16 protein-coding genes are annotated in these 19,677 nt (G+C 69.6%); 12 read left to right on the top strand and 4 right to left on the bottom strand.

Annotated elements, in window-relative coordinates:
• The first annotated feature begins 14 nt into the window (after window positions 1-14).
• From AB0A94_RS32930 to AB0A94_RS32940, 3 genes are all read left to right on the top strand, one after another.
• Window positions 15-1,247, top strand: a complete 1,233-nt coding sequence (locus tag AB0A94_RS32930; protein ID WP_361749774.1) for a S8 family serine peptidase — start codon at window positions 15-17, stop codon at window positions 1,245-1,247.
• A 150-nt stretch (window positions 1,248-1,397) separates the two neighbouring features.
• Window positions 1,398-1,745 carry a WXG100 family type VII secretion target gene (locus AB0A94_RS32935; RefSeq protein ID WP_217130102.1) on the top strand — a complete coding sequence of 116 codons (348 nt, stop codon included), beginning with the start codon at window positions 1,398-1,400 and terminating at the stop codon, window positions 1,743-1,745.
• 60 nt (window positions 1,746-1,805) lie between these two features.
• A complete protein-coding gene (locus AB0A94_RS32940; protein ID WP_361749777.1) occupies window positions 1,806-2,105 on the top strand; it encodes a WXG100 family type VII secretion target in 300 nt (99 codons plus the stop codon).
• 530 nt (window positions 2,106-2,635) lie between these two features.
• Here the strand turns inward: AB0A94_RS32940 and eccCa are convergent.
• Window positions 2,636-6,619, bottom strand: coding sequence for a type VII secretion protein EccCa (gene eccCa, locus AB0A94_RS32945; protein WP_361749780.1), 3,984 nt, complete (start codon window positions 6,617-6,619; stop codon window positions 2,636-2,638).
• 305 nt (window positions 6,620-6,924) lie between these two features.
• Between eccCa and eccD the strand changes: the two genes are divergently transcribed.
• The gene (gene eccD, locus AB0A94_RS32950; RefSeq protein ID WP_361749783.1) at window positions 6,925-8,439 is read left to right on the top strand and encodes a type VII secretion integral membrane protein EccD; all 1,515 of its coding nucleotides are present in this window, start codon (window positions 6,925-6,927) and stop codon (window positions 8,437-8,439) included.
• An 85-nt stretch (window positions 8,440-8,524) separates the two neighbouring features.
• On the opposite strand, the gene AB0A94_RS32955 is transcribed toward eccD, so the two are convergent.
• On the bottom strand, window positions 8,525-8,806 hold the full coding sequence (locus AB0A94_RS32955) for a DUF397 domain-containing protein (RefSeq protein WP_055570621.1): 282 nt from the start codon (window positions 8,804-8,806) through the stop codon (window positions 8,525-8,527).
• Window positions 8,807-9,073: 267 nt separating this feature from the next.
• Between AB0A94_RS32955 and rpsO the strand changes: the two genes are divergently transcribed.
• The 5 genes from rpsO (at window position 9,074) to AB0A94_RS32980 (ending at window position 14,563) form a co-directional block, all read left to right on the top strand.
• Window positions 9,074-9,361, top strand: coding sequence for a 30S ribosomal protein S15 (rpsO, locus tag AB0A94_RS32960; RefSeq protein WP_004924725.1), 288 nt, complete (start codon window positions 9,074-9,076; stop codon window positions 9,359-9,361).
• A 362-nt stretch (window positions 9,362-9,723) separates the two neighbouring features.
• Window positions 9,724-11,949: a polyribonucleotide nucleotidyltransferase gene (locus AB0A94_RS32965; RefSeq protein ID WP_361749787.1), complete on the top strand. Its 2,226-nt coding sequence runs from the start codon at window positions 9,724-9,726 to the stop codon at window positions 11,947-11,949.
• Window positions 11,946-13,325, top strand: coding sequence for a pitrilysin family protein (locus AB0A94_RS32970; RefSeq protein WP_361749790.1), 1,380 nt, complete (start codon window positions 11,946-11,948; stop codon window positions 13,323-13,325). The genes AB0A94_RS32965 and AB0A94_RS32970 overlap by 4 nt, the downstream gene beginning before the upstream one ends.
• Before the next feature lie 26 nt (window positions 13,326-13,351).
• Window positions 13,352-14,104, top strand: a complete 753-nt coding sequence (gene dapB / locus AB0A94_RS32975) for a 4-hydroxy-tetrahydrodipicolinate reductase (RefSeq protein WP_361749793.1) — start codon at window positions 13,352-13,354, stop codon at window positions 14,102-14,104.
• Between the two features lie 15 nt (window positions 14,105-14,119).
• Window positions 14,120-14,563 carry a tetratricopeptide repeat protein gene (locus tag AB0A94_RS32980; protein WP_361749796.1) on the top strand — a complete coding sequence of 148 codons (444 nt, stop codon included), beginning with the start codon at window positions 14,120-14,122 and terminating at the stop codon, window positions 14,561-14,563.
• 34 nt (window positions 14,564-14,597) lie between these two features.
• Here AB0A94_RS32980 and AB0A94_RS32985 read toward each other — a convergent pair whose 3' ends face one another.
• Together AB0A94_RS32985 and AB0A94_RS32990 are read right to left on the bottom strand one after the other, a co-directional pair.
• Complete coding sequence (locus AB0A94_RS32985) at window positions 14,598-15,155, bottom strand: hypothetical protein (protein WP_361749798.1); 558 nt, start codon at window positions 15,153-15,155, stop codon at window positions 14,598-14,600.
• 64 nt (window positions 15,156-15,219) lie between these two features.
• Window positions 15,220-15,510: a hypothetical protein gene (locus AB0A94_RS32990; protein ID WP_361749801.1), complete on the bottom strand. Its 291-nt coding sequence runs from the start codon at window positions 15,508-15,510 to the stop codon at window positions 15,220-15,222.
• Window positions 15,511-15,721: 211 nt separating this feature from the next.
• On the opposite strand from AB0A94_RS32990, the gene thyX reads away from it, so the two are divergent.
• From thyX to AB0A94_RS33005, 3 genes are all read left to right on the top strand, one after another.
• Entirely contained in the window at window positions 15,722-16,462 is a 741-nt protein-coding gene (gene thyX / locus AB0A94_RS32995) for an FAD-dependent thymidylate synthase (RefSeq protein WP_361749803.1), read from the top strand.
• Window positions 16,463-16,673: 211 nt separating this feature from the next.
• Window positions 16,674-17,576: a 4-hydroxy-tetrahydrodipicolinate synthase gene (gene dapA / locus AB0A94_RS33000; protein WP_361749806.1), complete on the top strand. Its 903-nt coding sequence runs from the start codon at window positions 16,674-16,676 to the stop codon at window positions 17,574-17,576.
• Between the two features lie 154 nt (window positions 17,577-17,730).
• Window positions 17,731-19,416 (top strand): ribonuclease J, encoded by a 1,686-nt coding sequence (locus AB0A94_RS33005; RefSeq protein ID WP_361749809.1) that lies wholly within the window; start codon window positions 17,731-17,733, stop codon window positions 19,414-19,416.
• Window positions 19,417-19,677: the final 261 nt, after the last annotated feature.

Below are 19,677 nucleotides of genomic sequence, written 5' to 3' on the forward strand. Positions count from 1 at the left end.
GACGCGTACGTGCCATGGGCGCCGTCGTGAGCGCCCTGGTCACGGCGAGCGTGGCGTTCGCCCCGGGTGCTGCTGCCGCCGATGTCCAGTCGAAGCAGTGGTACCTGGAACCCATGCAGGCCGAGCAGATGTGGAAGGTCAGCACGGGCAAGGGCATCAAGGTCGCGGTCATTGACTCCGGAGTCAATTCCCGTACTGATTCGCTCAAAGGGCAGGTACTCGCCGACGAGGTACCCGAGAACGTTGCTTACGGCGCCACCGATGACTACGACGGTCATGGAACGACCATGGCCGAACTGATCGCTGGTACCGGGGCGAGTGGTGGCATCCGAGGGCTTGCACCCGGAGCGAAAATCATTCCATATCGGATTCAGCTTGAAGAACAGCCGGAGGGTGAGGGAAAGCGGAAAACGGCTACACCAGCGGAAGCCCTTCGAGCAGTTGCGGAAACCGACGCGCAGATCGTCAGTATGTCATTCGGCGTGAGTGCCATTTACCCTGAGGTTGAAGCAGCGATCAAGCACGTCGCTTCGAAGGGGAAGCTACTGATTGCTGCTGTGGGAAACCATGGTGGTGAATTCATCGCGTATCCGGCAGCCTACCCGTATGTCCTGGGCGTCTCGTCCATCGACGAGTCCAGCAAAGTATCGGACTTCGCTGCCTATGGGAACTACGTTGACCTTGTAGCTCCGGGGGAGAACATCCCGGCATACTGCCGACCTGATTTCAGTACCTACTGCTCCGATAGCCAGGGCACAAGCCAGGCCACCGCCATCACCGCAGCCTCCGCCGCCCTCATCTGGTCCGCGCACCCCGACTGGACCGCGAACCAGGTCACCCGCGCGCTGATCGACACCGCGGGCCGCAAGTGGGCGAAGGACAAGCCGACGCAGAAGGCCGGGTACGGAACCATCCGGCCGCGCGTGGTGCTCGCGGACCCGAACTACGACGCCGGTGACCCCTACTCCGATCCGCTCGGCAAGTGGAACAAGAAGGATGGGGAGAAGTTGGTGACGGAGATCGCGCCGTCCTCGGCCGCTCCCTCCCCGTCTGCAACAGGCGCGTCACAGGGCGCGGGGTCCACTTCCGCGGACAAGGCGGCCGGAGCAGGATCGAAGGCGGAGACCGTGTCCGCGGAGTCGTCGGACGACAGCAACACGATGTGGATCGCCTTGGGCGCCGCCGCGGCGGTGATCGTGATCGGCGGTGCCGCCTTCGCGGTGCTGCGCGCACGACGCGCACGGTGACACCGGTTCGGTTCCGTCGCCCACGCGCACCCCGCCCGGCTCACGAAGACCGAACCGGGCGGAAACCCCGCACTCACCGCCGTAAGCCACTGAGCCACTGAGCCACACAACAGTGGGAATCCGAACAAGGACAGGGAGGGCCGGCTGACCATGGCCGTCGACCAGAAGCTCGAAGATGCAGCAGTAGTCAAGCTGCAGAAGGACATGTACGAGAAGTTCGAGAACATCCGGAAGCGGGTGCGCAGCCTCCAGGGTGTGATCGACAGCCTCGAGGGGCAGTGGCACGGCATCGGTCGTGCCGCGTTCGACACCAAGCAGTACGAGATCAACACGTCCCTGCAGAACATGGGTCGCGTCCTCGCCGACGTCATCGACGCGATGACCACGGCGCGCAACATCAAGGACAGCAAGGAAGACGAAGTCCGCGCCTCCGTGAACAAGATCAACGTCCTGGACGGTGCCCCCACGGTGCAGCCGTCCCCGTTCAGCTCGTTCTGAGCCGGCGGAATTCCCGGTAATCGGTCAACAGCACACACGAGCGAGACGAGGTAGGCAGAGATGAGCCGTAACAACGAGGGACTGCAAGTCGGTTATGACGGTCTCGACATCGCGGCGACCACCATCGCCAACGAGGCGAAGCAGCTCGAGGAGGACCTCCAGCAGCTCCGGCAGATGGTGGTCAACAGCAAGCAGTACTGGGCGGGTAAGGCGCAGGACACCTTCGACGAGAAGCTGCGGCGCTGGGACAAGGAAGCCAGTGACATCCACGTGGCCCTGATGGGCATCGGTCAGGTCGTGGGCTCGTCCGGCGGTACGTACATGGAAGGCGACCTGGCGGCGTCCCGGTACCTGCAGTGATCCTTTTTCCGTAACCGGCCGTCACTTCGTCATGATCGCCGGATCGGGCTGGACTCTGCTGTCCTCAAGCCGTACAACCGTAAGGCCCCTGGCAGGAACGATCTTGCAAAAGAAAGCTCCGGTCGAGGGGCCTCACGCGTTGGAGGACATCACCTGCACCCTCACCGACGGGGGCTGGCTGTATCCGGCGACCTGGCTGGATCACCTGACCACCTGACGACCTGCGAAATCGTCGGCTACTCGATGGTCGACCACCACCGCGCACCCTTGATGGCCGACGCACTGACGACGGCTGCCGGCGGCAGCGGCCTCCAGCCCGGCTTTCTCCGGTGGATCACCGGCGCGCTGCCCGACCACTTCCGCTGCCCGGCGTCGCGGGGTTGCGGCGTCGAGGTGTGCTCCGACCCGGGGAAGCCGCCCCCCGCATCCCCGGGCCGTCCCACCGCCGCTTCGGCAACTGGTCATCGGGCAGCCTCAGCCGAGTGCGAGTGCACGCAGCGGCGATGAGAGCCGCCGGCGCCGGTGAACCGTCAGAGCTCCTCCTCCGCCACAAGCCCCGTCTGCACCAACGGCCGCCCCCGTCGCCGGGAGACGAACACGCCCCGCCCCGGAGGCATCGGACGCGGACGTACGCCGCCCAGCAGATCGCCCTCGGCCGGGTCGCCGCTGAGGACCACGCCCTGTGCGCCGAGTTCCTTCAGCCGCTGCATGAAGGGCTCGTATCCGGAGCGGCTCGCGCCCGCGGTGGACCGGGCGATGATGAAGCGCACGCCGACGTCCCGGGCGAGGGGGAGCATCTCGGTCAGGCCGGCCAGGGGGTTGCCGCTCGACGTGGCCACCAGGTCGAAGTCGTCGATGACGATGTAGACCGTCGGCCCCCGCCACCAACTGCGGTCGCGCAGCTGCTGCGGCGTGACGTCCGCGGTCGGTGTGCGCCGCTGCATCAGTTCGGCGAGCGCGTCCATGTGGTGCTGCATCTGGTTCGACATGGGGACGTACTCGGCCAGGTGCGAGGGCGGGGTCACGCCCAGCAGGGAACGCCGGTTGTCGATGACGAACAACTTGCAGTTGTCGCCGTCGTAGCGCTCGGTCAGGCGCCAGATGAGTAGCTTCAGCAGGTTCGACTTGCCGGACTCGCTCTCTCCGAAGATCAGGAAGAAGGGGTCCTGCTCGAAGTCGACGAACACCGGTTCCAGGTTGTCCTCGTCGAGCGCGAAGGAGATCCCCTGACGGGGGAACCGGTCGCCCGGGGGGAGCTGGTGGGCCGGGAACTCCCTCGGCAGCAGGCGCACCACGGGAGCACCGGGCTGCTGCCAGTGCCGGGCCACCTCGGTCCCGAGCGCCTGGGTCGCCTCCGCGAGGTCCGTGTCGGAGGACAGGCCGTCCATCCGCGGGACCGCAGCCATGAAGTGCTGCTTCTGCGGGGTCTGGCCGCGACCGGGCACCCCCGTCGGCACGTTGGCCGCGACCTTGCGGTCGAACTCGGAGTCCATGGGATCGCCGAGCCGCAGCTCCAGGCGGTTCATCAACTGGTCCTTGAGGTTGCCGCGGACCTCCATGGAACGGGAAGCGGTGAGGATCAGGTGGATGCCGTAGCCGAGGCCGCGCGTCGCGATGTCCACCACGATCGGCTCCAGCGCGTCGTAGTCCGTACGGAAGTTCCCCCAGCCGTCGATGACCAGGAAGACGTCGCCCCAGGGCTGGTCGGTCACGGAGATGTCGCCCCGCGCACGGCGGGTACGGAACTCGGCGATCGAGGAGATGCCCGCCGTACGGAAGTACTCCTCGCGGCGCGTCATGACGCCGTACACCTCGGCCGCCGTACGCCGCACCTTCTCGGGGTCCAGGCGGGACGCCACCCCGCCCACGTGCGGGAGCCCGGCCACGGCGGACAGGCCGCCGCCACCGAAGTCCAGCCCGTAGAACTGCACTTCGTGGGGGGTGTGGGTGAGCGCGAAGGACGCGATGATCGAGCGCAGCAGCGTCGACTTCCCGGACTGCGGACCGCCCAGGATCTGCATGTGGCCGGCCGCGCCGCCGAAGTCCAGCCACAGGGGGTCGCGACGCTGTTCGTACGGCTTGTCGACGAGGCCGACCGGGACGACGAGCCGGCCCGCGCCCTCGTAGCCGGGCTGGGTCAGGCCGCGGCCGGGCACCTCGGCGAGGCCGGGCAGCAGCGCGTCGAGCGACGGCGGGCTGTCCAGCGGGGGCAGCCACACCTGGTGCGCCGCCGGGCCCTGCGCCTCCAGGCGCCGCACGACGACGTCGAGGACGGTGTCGGCCAGCGCGTCGTCGGTCTCGCCGTCCGGCACGCCGTCGGACGCGTCGCGCTGTCGCGGAACCACCACGTACCGCACCGGAACCTGCGTGGCCGTGAACAGCACGGGCCGGCGGTCGACGGGCAGGGGGCCGTCGTACGACGCCGCCCGGTCGGCGCCCGAGCGGTACACGCCGGAGACGTACGCGGCCTTGAAGCGCACCATCTCGTCCGTACCGAACTTCAGGAAACCCGAGCCGGGGACGTTCGGCAGCTCGTAGGCGTCCGGGACGCCGAGTGCCGCCCGCGACTCGGCCGCCGAGAACGTGCGCAGACCGATCCGGTACGACAGATAGGTCTCGAGCCCGCGCAGCCGGCCCTCCTCGAGGCGCTGCGAGGCGAGCAGCAGGTGCACGCCCAGCGACCGGCCGATGCGGCCGATCTGCACGAACATCTCGATGAAGTCCGGCTTCGCGGTGAGCAGCTCGCTGAACTCGTCGATCACGAGCACGAGGGACGGGATCGGCTGCAGCGGGGCACCGGCGGCGCGGGCCTTCTCGTAGGCGTGGATGTTGGCGTAGTTGCCCGCGTCGCGGAGCATCTCCTGGCGCCGGTTGAGCTCACCGCGGATGGAGTCGCCCATCCGGTCGACGAGGGTGAGGTCGTCGGCCAGGTTGGTGATCACGGCCGCCACGTGCGGCAGTTGGGCCATGCCCGCGAAGGTGGCGCCGCCCTTGAAGTCCGCCAGCACGAAGTTGAGGGTCTCGGAGGAGTGGGTCACGGCGAGGCCGAGCACCAGGGTGCGCAGCAGCTCCGACTTGCCGGAACCGGTCGCGCCGACGCACAGGCCGTGGGGGCCCATGCCCTCCTGCGCCGCCTCCTTGAGGTCGAGCATCACGGGCCGGCCGTCCTCGCCGACGCCGATCGGCACCCGGAGCCGCTCGGACTGCGAGCGGGGCCGCCAGGTCCGTCGCGGGTCCACCGCTGCGGCGTCACCCAGGTTCAGCAGATCGGTGAACTCCAGGTTGGACAGGAGCGGTTCGTCGTTGTCCCCGCCCGACGCCATGCGCAGGGGGGCGAGCTGCCGGGCCAGGGCCTCCGCCGCCTCGTACGAGAGCCCTTCGGACGTGCCCTCGTAGACCATGCCGTGCGCCGACTCGAGGCGCAGCTCCTTCGGGCGGACGACGACGGAGAGGTCACCGCGTCCGGTGGTGAGGTTGCCGGGCACGACCTCCAGCACGGTCACGCCCTGCAGGCCCTCCGGACTCGCCAGCAGTGACGTCGGCGGCAGCGAGACGCCGTCGAGCACGACGACCAGGTGCGGCTGCTCGGGCACCGGCGGCCCGCCCGGGTGGAAGCGCGGGCGGCCCTGGAGACGGGTCGAGAGCAGTTCCTCCAGCTCCACCGGGTCGGTCGAGACCAGGCGCATGCTGCCGGCGCCGTCCGCGGCCGTCGGAGACTGCGCGTGGGGCAGCCACTTGGCCCATTCCCACTCGGGTGCCGACTCGTGTCCGGTGGCGACGGCGACGACCAGGTCGTCGGGGGAGTGCAGCGAAGCCAGGGAGGCGGTGACGGCACGGGCCGTGCCGCGCACGCTCTTCGGGTCGCCGCTGAGCGTCACGTGGTAGAAGGCGCGCAGGGATATCGCCATCGGGAGGGCGTCGAGGGTGTTGTGGGTGGCCACGAAGCGCTGCATGGCCCCGGCGGTCAGCGGCTCCAGCTGATCCACCGGAGCGGTCTCCGGCGGAACCAGGGGAGTGGCCAGGGCCTGTGGGCCCAGGCCCACCCGTACCTGCCCGAAGTCCGCGTCACCCGAGCGGCGTTCCCACACCCGGCTGCCCTCGGCGACCAGGGCCCACAATTGCTCCGGTGAAGGGTGCAGGTAGTACTGGGCGTCACGCTGGGCCTTCGCGGTCTCCTGGGTGGTGAGCCGGACCTGCGACAGGTAGCGGAGGTAGTCCCGGCGCAGGTCCGCCAGCTGCCCCTGGTTGCCGCGCCGGTAGCGGACCAGCATCGCGACGCCCATGGCGATGGTGGAGGCCACCATCACCATGCCCATGATCTTCATGAACGGCTGGGCCTGCGGATTGAAGAAGAACACCACGGACCCGCCCATGCCGAGCATGGGCAGGAGTTGCATCAGGGCGCCCTCCTGCTGGCCGCGCGGCAGCTCCGGAGGCGGTTGCAGCACGACTTCGTTCGTGGGCACGTCCTTCGGCAGCGCACGTGGTGGACGTTTGACGACGATGTGACTCACTCGCACCAATTCCCTTGCCGAACGGATCCGTTCCGCCCGCCGTCCCGTGTTCGGCGAACATTGATCGCGCTGCGCGATCCTACTGACAGCCGCCGACGGTGGTGAGCGGTAGGGTGCCGTGAGACGTGTGAGCAGTTGCGAATCGGCCGCCGAATTCGGTGCGCCGCGCGACATGCGGCACACGCGTGGTCCGTCGGCCCGGGCCCGGACAGGGTGGCCGGCGGGCGGATCGGACGGAAGCACCGCCCAGGGACCGTGCGCGACGGTACGCGCAGGTCCACAGTACCGACGAGGGGGAACAACAGGTGAGTACGACGGCCTCCGCGCCGGCCGGCACGGCCGGCGGACCGGGCACCGGAGCCCCGTCCAGGGCAGGCACGGGACTCGGCTTCTGCCGGGTCACCATCGTGGCCCCCGACAGCCGTGTCGACGTGGCGCTGCCGGACGACGTGCCGGTCGCCGACCTGTACCCGGAGATCCTTCGGTTCTCCCAGCAGAGTCCCGCCGAGGGGGCACCGGTCGGCTACCACCTCGTACGCCGCGACGGGACCGTTCTCGACAGCGCCCGGTCCTTCGCGGCCCAGCGCATCCTGGACGGCGAACTGCTCACGCTGCGCCCGTTCTCCGAGTCGCTGCCCCCCGCCGTCTTCGACGACGTGTCGGAGGCGGTGGCATCCGCGGTCACCCGCGACCGCACCCTGTGGGACGGCGATCTCACCCGCGTCGCCGGTCTCGTGGCGGGCGGTGTCCTTCCGGCGCTGCTGGCGTTCGTGGCCTGGAGCTCCCAGGTCCGCCACGACATGCACGGCCTGCAGGGCATCCTCGCCGCGGTCACCGGAGTCCTGCTGATCATCTTCGCGTGCGTCCGCGCGCGCGTGTACGACGATCGCGGCTCCGCGGTCGCCCTCGGGCTGGGTGCCCTGCCCAACGTCGCCGTGGCCGGTTCGGGACTGCTGCCGCTCGCGGAGGGCCAGGGCATCGGGCGGCTCCAGTTCCTCCTGGCGTGCGCGGCGGTGCTGGTCGCCTCCGTCGTTCTCGCCCTGGTGTCGCCGGGCGGCGACAGCCCCTTCGTGGCCTTCGTCCTCGCTTCCGCGATCGGCCTGCTCACGACGTTCCTCGCGATGCTGACGCGGCTGGAGCCCACGGAGACGGCCGCCGTGTGCGCGCCCCTGGCGGTGTGCGCCCTCGCCTTCCTGCCGGGCCTGTCCGTGCGCTTCGCCCGGCTGCCCATCGGTTTCGAACCGCCCAGCGCGTCGCGCGGTTCCTACCTGACGGAGGAACAGGACGCTCCGGAACCCGTCGACACCGAGCGCATCCTCGCCCAGGCCCGTCGCGGCCACGAACTCCTCGTCGGACTCGTCGGCGGATGCGCGTTCGTCTCCGTGGGAGCGTCGATCGTCCTCGGCTTCTCCGGCGGCGTCTGGGCGCAACTCCTCGCCCTGGCCACCGGCGTCGCGATGCTGATGCGGGCCCAGCTGTTCCGGTACACCGCTCAGGTCGCCCCCACGCTGGCGGCCGGACTCCTCTGCCTGGTCTTCCTCGGCCTGGGACTGGCGATGAACCCCCCGGCGCACGACTGGCGCGACGCGCTCCAGGGCGACACCACCGCCCTCGACGTCCGCAGCGTGTGGCTGACGGCGGCCGTGGCGGTGACCATCGCCCTGGTCACCGCCATCGGCCTGGTCGTCCCCCGTCGCGGGGTCACGCCCTTCTGGGGCCGGTTCATGGAGATCGCCGAGGGCTTCGTGCTGCTGACGCTGGTGCCGCTGGCGCTCGCCGTCTTTGACGTGTACGCGTCGGTGCGGTCGATGACCGGCTGACGTACGACGCCCGGCAGGACGCTGACGTGCGACGCCCGGTGGAAGGCACCCGCGCGGGTGCCTTCCACCGGGCGTCGCGGAGCGGTCACTCCGCCTCGGGACCCGCCGGCTCCAGGTCGAACTCCCCGTCCCGCGCGCCCAGCACGAAGGCCCGCCACTCCGCCTCCGTGTACCGCAGTACGGTGTCCGGGTCGAGCGAGGACCGCATGGCCACGGCACCACCGGGCAGGTACGCGATCTCGACCCGCTCCTCGTGCTCCTCGGTGCCCGGCGCGCCGTGCCACTCGACACCGGAGATGTCGAGGGCGTAGAGCTCGTCCTTCTCCCGCTCCTTGCGTGCCTTGATCTCCTCAGCCGTCTCCGCCATGCCGCAGCGACCCCTTCCCGACGTACGAACGGTCCGGGTGCTCACCCTAGTGGCCCACGACGTCCGCCCGGCCGGTTCGGCGGACCGGGGGAGAGGCACCCGTCACCGCCTGGTATCCTGAGCGACGGCCGTTTGTGTACGCACCCCCGGAGCGAGCTCGCCCTGGAGGCCGCGCCCAGCGGATCCCCGCCTTCCGAGTCATGGAAGACCCCCCGAGACGAAGACCGGGGGCGCTCGGTGGCCACTCACAGACTATGAGGAGTACGCGTGTCGCTCGACGCCGCAGTGAAGAAGCAGATCATCTCCGAGTTCGGTACCAAGGAGGGTGACACCGGCTCCCCCGAGGTCCAGGTCGCTCTGCTGTCCCGTCGGATCTCCGACCTGACGGAGCACCTCAAGACCCACAAGCACGACCACCACTCCCGTCGTGGTCTGCTGATCCTGGTCGGCCAGCGCCGCCGGCTGCTGCAGTACCTCGCCAAGAAGGACATCCAGCGCTTCCGCGCGCTGGTCGACCGCCTCGGCATCCGCCGCGGTGCGGCGGGCGCCAAGTAAGACGCCGTGAAGGGAGCGGTTCCCTGGAGAAAGGGGACCGCTCCCTTTGCTGTACGTGCGAAGTGTCACCGCGCCTTTGTAGTGTGGTAGCACAACGCAAGAGACACAACTCGGTGTGATGCCCCGCACCGCATGGGTATGCGGTCCCCAGGGCACCGCCGACCGACGTCATCGGACGTCACGACGCACGAGGAGAAGCGCACCTCGCCGCCGCCGGTCCTCGGTAGTGGCCCCCGGGAGAGTGAACCCCGGGAGCTTCGATCGAAGACCGGCCCGCACCAGTGGAGCGCTTCTCCGTCCCCGTCCCCCCGCCACACGGGCGAGGCGGGACGAAAGACGACAAAGTAACGGAGAAAACGCTAGTGGAGAACGAGACCCACTACGCCGAGGCCGTCATCGACAACGGCTCCTTCGGCACCCGCACCATCCGCTTCGAGACGGGCCGCCTGGCCCGCCAGGCCGCCGGCTCCGCCGTGGCCTACCTGGACGACGACACCATGGTGCTGTCGGCCACCACCGCCTCCAAGAACCCCAAGGACCAGCTCGACTTCTTCCCGCTCACGGTGGACGTCGAGGAGCGGATGTACGCGGCGGGCCGGATCCCCGGTTCCTTCTTCCGCCGCGAGGGCCGGCCCTCCGAGGACGCCATCCTCACCTGCCGCCTCATCGACCGCCCGCTGCGCCCGTCCTTCAAGAAGGGCCTGCGCAACGAGATCCAGGTCGTCGCCACGATCATGGCGCTCAACCCCGACCACCTGTACGACGTCGTGGCGATCAACGCCGCCTCCGCGTCCACCCAGCTGGCCGGTCTGCCCTTCTCCGGCCCGATCGGCGGCGTCCGCGTCGCGCTGATCAACGGCCAGTGGGTGGCGTTCCCGACGCACAGCGAGCTCGAGGACGCCGTCTTCGACATGGTCGTCGCGGGCCGCACCCTGGAGGACGGCGACGTCGCGATCATGATGGTCGAGGCCGAGGCCACCGAGAAGACCATCAAGCTGGTCGAGGGCGGCGCCGAGGCGCCGACCGAGGAGGTCGTCGCCGCCGGTCTGGAGGCCGCGAAGCCCTTCATCAAGGTCCTCTGCCGGGCCCAGGCCGACCTCGCCGCGAAGGCCGCCAAGCCCACCGGCGAGTTCCCGATCTTCCTGGACTACCAGGACGACGTCCTCGAGGCGCTCACCGCCGCCGTCAAGCCGGAGCTCGCCTCCGCGCTGACCATCGCCGGCAAGCAGGAGCGCGAGGCCGAGCTGGACCGCGTCAAGGCGCTCGCCGCCGAGAAGCTCCTGCCGGAGTTCGAGGGTCGCGAGAAGGAGATCTCCGCCGCGTACCGCTCGCTGACCAAGTCCCTGGTCCGTGAGCGCGTCATCAAGGAGAAGAAGCGCATCGACGGCCGCGGTGTCACCGACATCCGCACCCTGGCCGCCGAGGTCGAGGCCATCCCGCGCGTGCACGGCTCGGCGCTGTTCGAGCGTGGCGAGACCCAGATCCTGGGCGTCACCACCCTCAACATGCTCCGCATGGAGCAGCAGCTGGACACCCTCTCCCCGGTGACCCGCAAGCGCTACATGCACAACTACAACTTCCCGCCGTACTCCACCGGTGAGACCGGCCGCGTCGGCTCCCCGAAGCGCCGCGAGATCGGCCACGGCGCCCTCGCCGAGCGCGCCCTGGTCCCGGTCCTGCCGACGCGCGAGGAGTTCCCCTACGCGATCCGCCAGGTGTCCGAGGCCCTCGGCTCCAACGGCTCGACGTCCATGGGCTCGGTCTGCGCCTCCACCATGTCGCTGCTGAACGCCGGTGTGCCGCTGAAGGCCCCCGTCGCCGGTATCGCCATGGGCCTGATCTCCCAGGAGATCGAGGGCGAGACGCACTACGTCACCCTCACCGACATCCTCGGTGCGGAGGACGCCTTCGGCGACATGGACTTCAAGGTCGCCGGCACCAAGGAGTTCGTGACCGCCCTCCAGCTCGACACCAAGCTGGACGGCATCCCGGCCTCCGTCCTGGCCGCCGCCCTCAAGCAGGCCCGTGACGCCCGCCTCCACATCCTCGACGTGATGATGGAAGCGATCGACACGCCGGACGAGATGTCCCCGAACGCGCCGCGGATCATCACCGTGAAGATCCCGGTCGACAAGATCGGCGAGGTCATCGGCCCCAAGGGCAAGATGATCAACCAGATCCAGGAGGACACCGGCGCCGAGATCACCATCGAGGACGACGGCACCATCTACATCGGCGCCGCCGACGGTCCCTCCGCCGAGGCCGCCCGCACGACCATCAACGGCATCGCCAACCCGACGATGCCCGAGGTCGGCGAGCGCTACCTGGGCACGGTCGTGAAGACGACGACGTTCGGCGCCTTCGTCTCCCTGCTCCCCGGCAAGGACGGTCTGCTGCACATCTCGCAGATCCGCAAGCTGGCCGGCGGCAAGCGCGTGGAGAACGTCGAGGACGTCCTCGGCGTGGGCCAGAAGGTCCAGGTCGAGATCGCCGAGATCGACTCCCGCGGCAAGCTCTCCCTGATCCCCGTGATCGAGGGCGAAGAGGACGCTTCCGACAACGACAAGAAGGACGACGCCGACAAGTGACGTCCCGTAGCGCCAAGGCGACGGCCCGCACCTCCTCGGAGGCGCGGGCCGTCGCCCGTACCCAAACCCTGATCAAGGGCGAGAACGGCATCGGTACGGTCCGCAGGACCACCCTCCCCGGCGGCCTGCGCGTCGTCACCGAGACGCTGCCCTCGGTCCGCTCCGCGACCTTCGGCATCTGGGCCCACGTCGGCTCCCGCGACGAGACCCCGGCCCTGAACGGTGCCACCCACTACCTGGAGCACCTGCTCTTCAAGGGCACCTCCCGCCGGTCCGCCCTGGACATCTCCTCCGCCATCGACGCCGTCGGCGGCGAGATGAACGCGTTCACGGCCAAGGAGTACACGTGCTACTACGCGCGCGTGCTCGACACCGACCTGCCGCTCGCCATCGACGTGGTGTGCGACATGCTGACCGGCTCACTGATCCAGGAGGAGGACGTCGACGTCGAACGCGGCGCCATCCTCGAAGAGATCGCCATGACCGAGGACGACCCGGGCGACTGCGTGCACGACCTGTTCGCGCACACCATGTTCGGCGACAACCCCCTCGGCCGCCCGGTCCTCGGCACGGTCGACACGGTCAACGCCCTCACCGCCGACCGCATCCGCCGCTTCTACAAGAAGCACTACGACCCGACCCACCTCGTGGTCGCCTGCGCCGGCAACGTCGACCACAACAAGGTCGTACGCCAGGTCCGCGCCGCCTTCGAGAAGGCCGGCGCCCTCAAGAACCCCGACGCCGAGCCGATCGCCCCGCGCGGCGGCAGCCGCGCGCTGCGCACCGCCGGCCGGGTCGAGCTCACCGGCCGCAAGACGGAGCAGGCCCACCTCGTCCTCGGCATGCCGGGCCTGTCCCGCACCGACGAGCGGCGCTGGGCCCTGGGCGTGCTGAACACCGCCCTCGGCGGCGGCATGTCGTCCCGCCTCTTCCAGGAGGTCCGGGAGAAGCGCGGACTGGCCTACAGCGTGTACTCGTACACGTCCGGCTTCGCCGACTGCGGCCTGTTCGGCGTGTACGCGGGCTGCAGGCCCTCCCAGGTGCACGACGTGCTGAAGATCTGCCGCGACGAACTCGACCACGTCGCCGAGCACGGACTCCCCGACGACGAGATCGAGCGCGCCATCGGCCAGCTGAGGGGCTCCACCGTCCTCGGCCTCGAGGACACCGGCGCGCTGATGAACCGTATCGGCAAGAGCGAACTGTGCTGGGGCGAGCAGATGTCGGTCGACGACATGCTGGCCCGGATAGCCTCGGTGACCCCGGACGACGTCCGCTCGGTCGCCCGTGACGTCCTGGGACGGCGGCCCTCCCTGTCGGTCATCGGCCCGCTCAAGGACAAACAGGCGTCCCGCCTGCACGACGCCGTCGCCTGACCCACCCCCGTAAGGAAGCAACAGACATGAGCAAGCTGCGCGTGGCGGTCCTCGGTGCCAAGGGCCGGATCGGTTCCGAGGCGGTACGGGCCGTCGAGGCCGCCGACGACATGGAGCTGGTGGCCGCCCTCGGCCGGGACGACAAGCTGGAGACCCTCGCCGAGAACGGCGCCCAGGTCGCCGTGGAGCTGACCACCCCCGCCTCGGTCATGGGCAACCTCGACTTCTGCGTGCGCCACGGCATCCACGCCGTGGTCGGCACCACCGGCTGGACCGACGACCGCCTCGCGCAGCTGAGGGGCTGGCTCGACCAGTCCCCGGGGACGGGCGTGCTCATCGCGCCGAACTTCTCCATCGGCGCCGTCCTCACCATGAAGTTCGCGCAGATCGCCGCCCCCTGGTTCGAGTCCGTCGAGGTCGTCGAGCTGCACCACCCGAACAAGGTGGACGCCCCCAGCGGCACCGCCACGCGCACCGCCCAGCTCATCGCCGAGGCCCGCCGTCAGGCCGGCAGCGCACCCGCCCCGGACGCCACGACCACCGCCCTCGACGGCGCCCGCGGCGCCGACGTCGACGGGGTCCCGGTGCACGCGATCCGGCTGCGCGGACTCCTCGCCCACCAGGAGGTCCTGCTCGGCGGCGAGGGCGAGACCCTCACCGTCCGCCACGACTCCCTGCACCACAGCAGCTTCATGCCGGGCATCCTGCTCGGCGCCCGCCGCGTGGTGACCACTCCCGGCCTGACCTTCGGCCTGGAACACTTCCTCGACCTGAACTGAGCCCGAGCCGACCCCATGCGCGCGAAGATCTCCTACGCCATCACGGCCGCCGTCCTGGTCGTCTACTTCGTCCTGGCGGGCGGCCGCGGCGTGCTGCTCATCGAGGCCGGCACGCCCCTCACCGTCACCTTCGGCGTGGCGGTGCTGATCCTGCCGGTCATCGGCGTCTGGTTCCTGTGGAAGAACACCGAGTTCGTCCGCGACGCCAACCGGCTCGCCGCCCTGCTCGACGCCGAGGGCGGCCTGCCCGTCGACGAGCTGAAGCGGCTGCCCAGCGGCCGGGTCGACCGCGACTCGGCCGACGAGGTCTTCGCCCGCCGCAAGGCCGAGACGGAGGACGCCCCCGACGACTGGCGCAGCTGGTTCCGGCTCGCCGTCGCCTACCACGACGCCCGCGACACCCCTCGCGCGCGCAAGGCGATGCAGCGGGCGATCGCCCTGTACAAGACCTCTCACTGAGCGCGCGGAGCGGTGCCGGGGGGCCTGGGGCCGCTCAGCCGCGCCGGTACTCGGCGGCCCACGCCTCCACGGTGTCGGCCGCCCGGTCGAAGGCCAGCTGGTCCCGCCCCAGGAAGTCCGCGTTGTGCGAGGTCAGCAGCGGCGCCGGCGACTCCGCCGAACGCCCCTGCCGGGTGAGGACCAGCGCCTGCCCCTGCACCGTCCGGGGCAGCCCCAGCCAGCGCACCGGCTGCTGCACCGTGCGCACGGAGACGACCTGCTCCCAGGACGTCGTACGCGTGCTCACGAAGGCCACATGGCGCAGCCCCCGGGAGCTCACCCACACGCCCATGCGCAGCAGCCGCAGCGCGCAGACCACGACGACCAGGGCGATGGCGAAGACCGTCCCGGCGGACGCCGGCTTCGCCGTCGCCGTGATGATCACCGCGGCGAACAGCACGAACGACGCGAGCAGCAGCAGGAGCGCCGCCGCCCCCACCCGCCACGGCCCGGGACGGTACGGGCGCCGCCAGCGGTCCCGGTCGTCGTACGGCAGGGCGACATCGTCCGCCGTGTCGAAAGCGCGGTCGGCCGTCAGGAAGGGCAGGGGCACGGCGGGTCCTCACTCGATCCATGCGTCAGCAGTGCCCGGTGAGGCTATCGATCCGTGCCGCCGGTCACCACCCTCGGGGGTCCGGATGGAGCCGGTGCCACGGCCGGGGGTGACTCAGCGCCCCCCCGGTCGCCTGAGACTGCTGTGTCCCCGACCCCGAGGGATCGGCGGACAGCGCCGGCATCCCGATGACCAGGGAGCCCACCAGCCCGGCCACGAGGGTGAGCCCCAGCAGCCAGCGCCCGGCCATCTGACCGACGGAGGCCCGCTCACGGGGCGGCGGGGTGACATTGCTGCGGAACCTGTCGGCCTCGGCGACAAAGGCGAACGGTACGGGTTCGCGCCGACCGAACATCTGGTGCACATCTCCTTCGTGTGTCGAACGAATCACTGTCACCGACACAGACGAACGACGGCTCCGAAAGGTGCCCACTTTCACCGAATTCGCAGAAGTTCGCAGAAGTTCGCCGCCGTATGTCGCCCCTCGGCGCCGAAGGCCCGGTTGTCGGTGCCGCGCCGTAGAGTGGGCGCCGCCCGAGAGACGTGATGGAAGGACCCCCCGCGCCGTGACCGACACCCCCTCCGACGACCTCAAGCCCGGCTTCCGCAGTGATGTGACCGTCGAGCTGGTCAAGCAGACCGCGTCCGACGCCGACGTGCTGTTCGCCGCCCGCGTCTCGACCGTCGGCGAGCAGTCCCTGGCCGAACTGGACAAGGACCCCGAGCGCTCCAAGGGCCTGATCAACTACCTGATGCGGGACCGGCACGGCAGTCCCTTCGAGCACAACTCGATGACCTTCTTCATCAGCGCCCCGATCTTCGTCTTCCGGGAGTTCATGCGACACCGCGTGGGCTGGTCGTACAACGAGGAGTCGGGCCGCTACCGGGAGCTCCAGCCGGTCTTCTACGTCCCGGACGAGTCTCGCAAGCTGGTCCAGGAAGGCCGCCCCGGCAAGTACCGCTTCGTCGAGGGCACCCCGGCCCAGCAGGAGCTCGTCGGGCGCGCCATGGAGGACTCCTACCGGCAGGCGTACGAGGCGTACCAGGAGATGCTCGCCGCCGGCGTCGCCCGCGAGGTCGCCCGCGCGGTGCTCCCCGTAGGCCTGTACTCGTCGATGTACGCCACCTGCAACGCCCGCTCGCTGATGCACTTCCTCGGCCTGCGCACCCAGCACGAGCTGGCGAAGGTCCCGTCCTTCCCACAGCGGGAGATCGAGATGGTCGGCGAGAAGATGGAGGCCGAGTGGGCCCGTCTCATGCCGCTCACGTACGCCGCCTTCAACGCCAACGGGCGCGTGGCCCCGTAGAACCGCAGCTCAAGCCTTGCGAGTACACATGTACGTTTCAGTCTCGCGAGGTGTCCGTATTGCGGCATTTCGTGAAGTTCATCTAGCCTGATCGAACGGGCCCGGTACTGCCTGAACCCCCGAGCAGGCAGTGCCGGGTCCCCCCTTTGTCCCACCTTGTCGACTCCCCCGAGGGAAGACCCCGACCTGAGCAACGAGTAGCGTGTAACCCATGGCTCCGACCTCCACTCCGCAGACCCCCTTCGGGCGGGTCCTCACCGCCATGGTCACGCCCTTCACGGCGGACGGCGCACTCGACCTCGACGGCGCACAGCGGCTCGCCACCCACCTGGTGGACGCAGGCAACGACGGCCTGATCGTCAACGGCACCACCGGCGAGTCCCCCACCACCAGCGACGCGGAGAAATCGGATTTCGTACGGGCCGTCGTGGCAGCGGTCGGCGACCGCGCCCAGGTCGTGGCCGGAGTCGGCACCAACGACACCCACCACAGCATCGAACTGGCCCGCGCCGCGGAGCGCGCCGGCGCGCACGGCCTCCTGGTGGTCACCCCGTACTACAACAAGCCCCCGCAGGAGGGCCTCTACCGGCACTTCACGGCCGTCGCCGACGCCACCGGGCTGCCGGTCATGCTCTACGACATCCCCGGCCGCAGCGGCGTCCCGATCGGCACGGAGACGATCGTCCGTCTCGCCGAGCACCCGCGCATCGTCGCCAACAAGGACGCCAAGGGCGACCTCGGCCGTGCGGGCTGGGCCATCGCCCGCTCCGGCCTGGCCTGGTACTCCGGCGACGACATGCTGAACCTGCCCCTGCTCTCCATCGGAGCGGTCGGCTTCGTCTCGGTCGTCGGCCACCTCGTCACCCCCGAGCTGCGCGCCCTGGTCGAGGCGTACACCTCCGGAGACGTCCAGAAGGCCACCGAGATCCACCAGAAGCTGCTCCCCGTCTACACGGGCATGTTCCGCACCCAGGGCGTGATGACCACCAAGGCGGCGCTCGCCCTCAAGGGCCTCCCCGCCGGACCTCTGCGCGCGCCCATGGCCGAGTGCACGCCGGAAGAGATCGAGCAGCTCAAGATCGATCTTGCCGCCGGCGGGGTACAACTCCAGTAATTCAGACTTCGCGCGCCCGGTCGCGCAGATGTACTTCACAACTGAATAAGCGGGCCACCGGTGCCCGCACCCCACACGACAACTGCTTCTGCACGAACGTCACGCGCGCCACGTGCCCCACCGGTACGTGGCGCGCGTGTTTGAGGAGAGTCTTTTGAGCCATCCGCATCCTGAACTCGGCCCGCCCCCGCAGCTCCCCGCGGGCGGCCTGCGCGTCACCCCGCTCGGCGGTCTCGGCGAGATCGGCCGGAACATGACGGTCTTCGAGTACGGAGGCCGCCTGCTGATCGTCGACTGCGGAGTACTCTTCCCCGAGGAGGAGCAGCCCGGAATCGACCTGATCCTGCCGGACTTCTCGTCCATCCGGAACCGCCTCGACGACATCGAGGGCATCGTCCTCACCCATGGCCACGAGGACCACATCGGCGGCGTCCCCTTCCTCCTGCGCGAGAAGCCGGACATCCCGCTGATCGGCTCCAAGCTCACCCTCGCCCTCATCGAGGCGAAGCTCCAGGAGCACCGCATCCGCCCGTACACCCTCCAGGTGGCGGAGGGACAGCGCGAGCGCATCGGCCCCTTCGACTGCGAGTTCATCGCCGTCAACCACTCCATCCCCGACGCGCTCGCCGTGGCCATCCGCACGCCCGCCGGCATGGCGGTCCACACCGGCGACTTCAAGATGGACCAGCTCCCGCTGGACAGCCGTCTCACGGATCTGCACGCGTTCGCCAGACTCAGCGAGGAAGGCATCGACCTTCTGCTCGCCGACTCCACGAACGCAGAGGTCCCGGGCTTCGTCCCGCCCGAGCGCGACATCTCCAACGTCCTGCGCCAGGTCTTCGCCGGCGCCCGCAAGCGGATCATCGTGGCGAGCTTCGCCAGCCACGTCCACCGCATCCAGCAGATCCTGGACGCGGCACACGAGTACGGCCGCCGGGTCGCCTTCGTCGGCCGCTCCATGGTCCGCAACATGGGCATCGCCCGCGACCTCGGTTACCTCAAGGTTCCGCCGGGCCTGGTCGTGGACGTCAAGACCCTGGACGACCTGCCGGACAGCGAAGTCGTCCTGGTCTGCACGGGCTCCCAGGGCGAACCGATGGCCGCCCTGTCCCGCATGGCCAACCGCGACCACCAGATCCGCATCGTCGACGGCGACACGGTGATCCTGGCGTCGTCGCTCATCCCCGGCAACGAGAACGCGGTCTACCGCGTGATCAACGGCCTGACCCGCTGGGGCGCCAACGTCGTCCACAAGGGCAACGCCAAGGTCCACGTCTCGGGCCACGCCTCGGCCGGCGAGCTGCTGTACTTCTACAACATCTGCCGCCCGAAGAACCTGATGCCGGTGCACGGCGAATGGCGCCACCTGCGCGCCAACGCCGAACTCGGCGCCCTGACCGGCGTCCCGCACGACCGCATCGTCATCGCCGAGGACGGCGTCGCCGTCGACCTCGTCGAGGGCAAGGCCAAGATCTCCGGCAAGGTCCAGGCGGGCTACGTCTACGTCGACGGCCTCTCCGTCGGCGACGTCGGCGAGCCGGCCCTCAAGGACCGCAAGATCCTCGGCGACGAGGGCATCATCTCGGTCTTCGTCGTCATGGACTCCTCCACCGGCAAGATCACGGGCGGCCCGCACGTCCAGGCCCGCGGGTCCGGCATCGAGGACTCCGCCTTCGGTGAGGTGATCCCGAAGATCACGGAGGTGCTGGAGCGCTCGGCCCAGGACGGAGTCGTCGAACCCCACCAGTTGCAGCAGCTCATCCGCCGCACACTGGGCAAGTGGGTCTCCGACACCTACCGGCGCCGGCCGATGATCCTGCCCGTGGTGGTGGAGGTCTGACGGTCCGTCGGACCGCGCGCACGAGCGACCAGGGAGCGGGGCGCCTCGATTTGCATCGAGGCGCCCCGCTCCAGTACGTTTGCAACTCCTCCCGATCGGGCACTCGACCACCTCGTGCGTCGGAACCATCGCCCGGCAAGGGAGGGGGAAATTCCGACTCAGAATCTCTGATAAAGTCGGAACCGCCGGAAAGGGAAACGCGGAAGCGGGAACCCGGAAAGCACCGAGGAAATCGGATCGGAAAGATCTGATAGAGTCGGA

The organism is Streptomyces sp. NPDC044984 (assembly GCF_040646935.1).
Taxonomy (GTDB): Bacteria; Actinomycetota; Actinomycetes; order Streptomycetales; family Streptomycetaceae; genus Streptomyces.

Bases quoted from the DNA above. Each gene is read 5' to 3' on its own strand.
- AB0A94_RS32955 (WP_055570621.1), bottom strand. From the start codon at position 8,806: ATGGCGGAGACGGCTGAGGAGATCAAGGCACGCAAGGAGCGGGAGAAG.
- AB0A94_RS32940 (WP_361749777.1), top strand. From the start codon at position 1,806: ATGAGCCGTAACAACGAGGGACTGCAAGTCGGTTATGACGGTCTCGAC.
- AB0A94_RS32990 (WP_361749801.1), bottom strand. From the start codon at position 15,510: ATGTTCGGTCGGCGCGAACCCGTACCGTTCGCCTTTGTCGCCGAGGCC.
- dapA (WP_361749806.1), top strand. From the start codon at position 16,674: ATGGCTCCGACCTCCACTCCGCAGACCCCCTTCGGGCGGGTCCTCACC.
- AB0A94_RS32980 (WP_361749796.1), top strand. From the start codon at position 14,120: ATGCGCGCGAAGATCTCCTACGCCATCACGGCCGCCGTCCTGGTCGTC.
- dapB (WP_361749793.1), top strand. From the start codon at position 13,352: ATGAGCAAGCTGCGCGTGGCGGTCCTCGGTGCCAAGGGCCGGATCGGT.
- AB0A94_RS32930 (WP_361749774.1), top strand. From the start codon at position 15: ATGGGCGCCGTCGTGAGCGCCCTGGTCACGGCGAGCGTGGCGTTCGCC.
- AB0A94_RS32935 (WP_217130102.1), top strand. From the start codon at position 1,398: ATGGCCGTCGACCAGAAGCTCGAAGATGCAGCAGTAGTCAAGCTGCAG.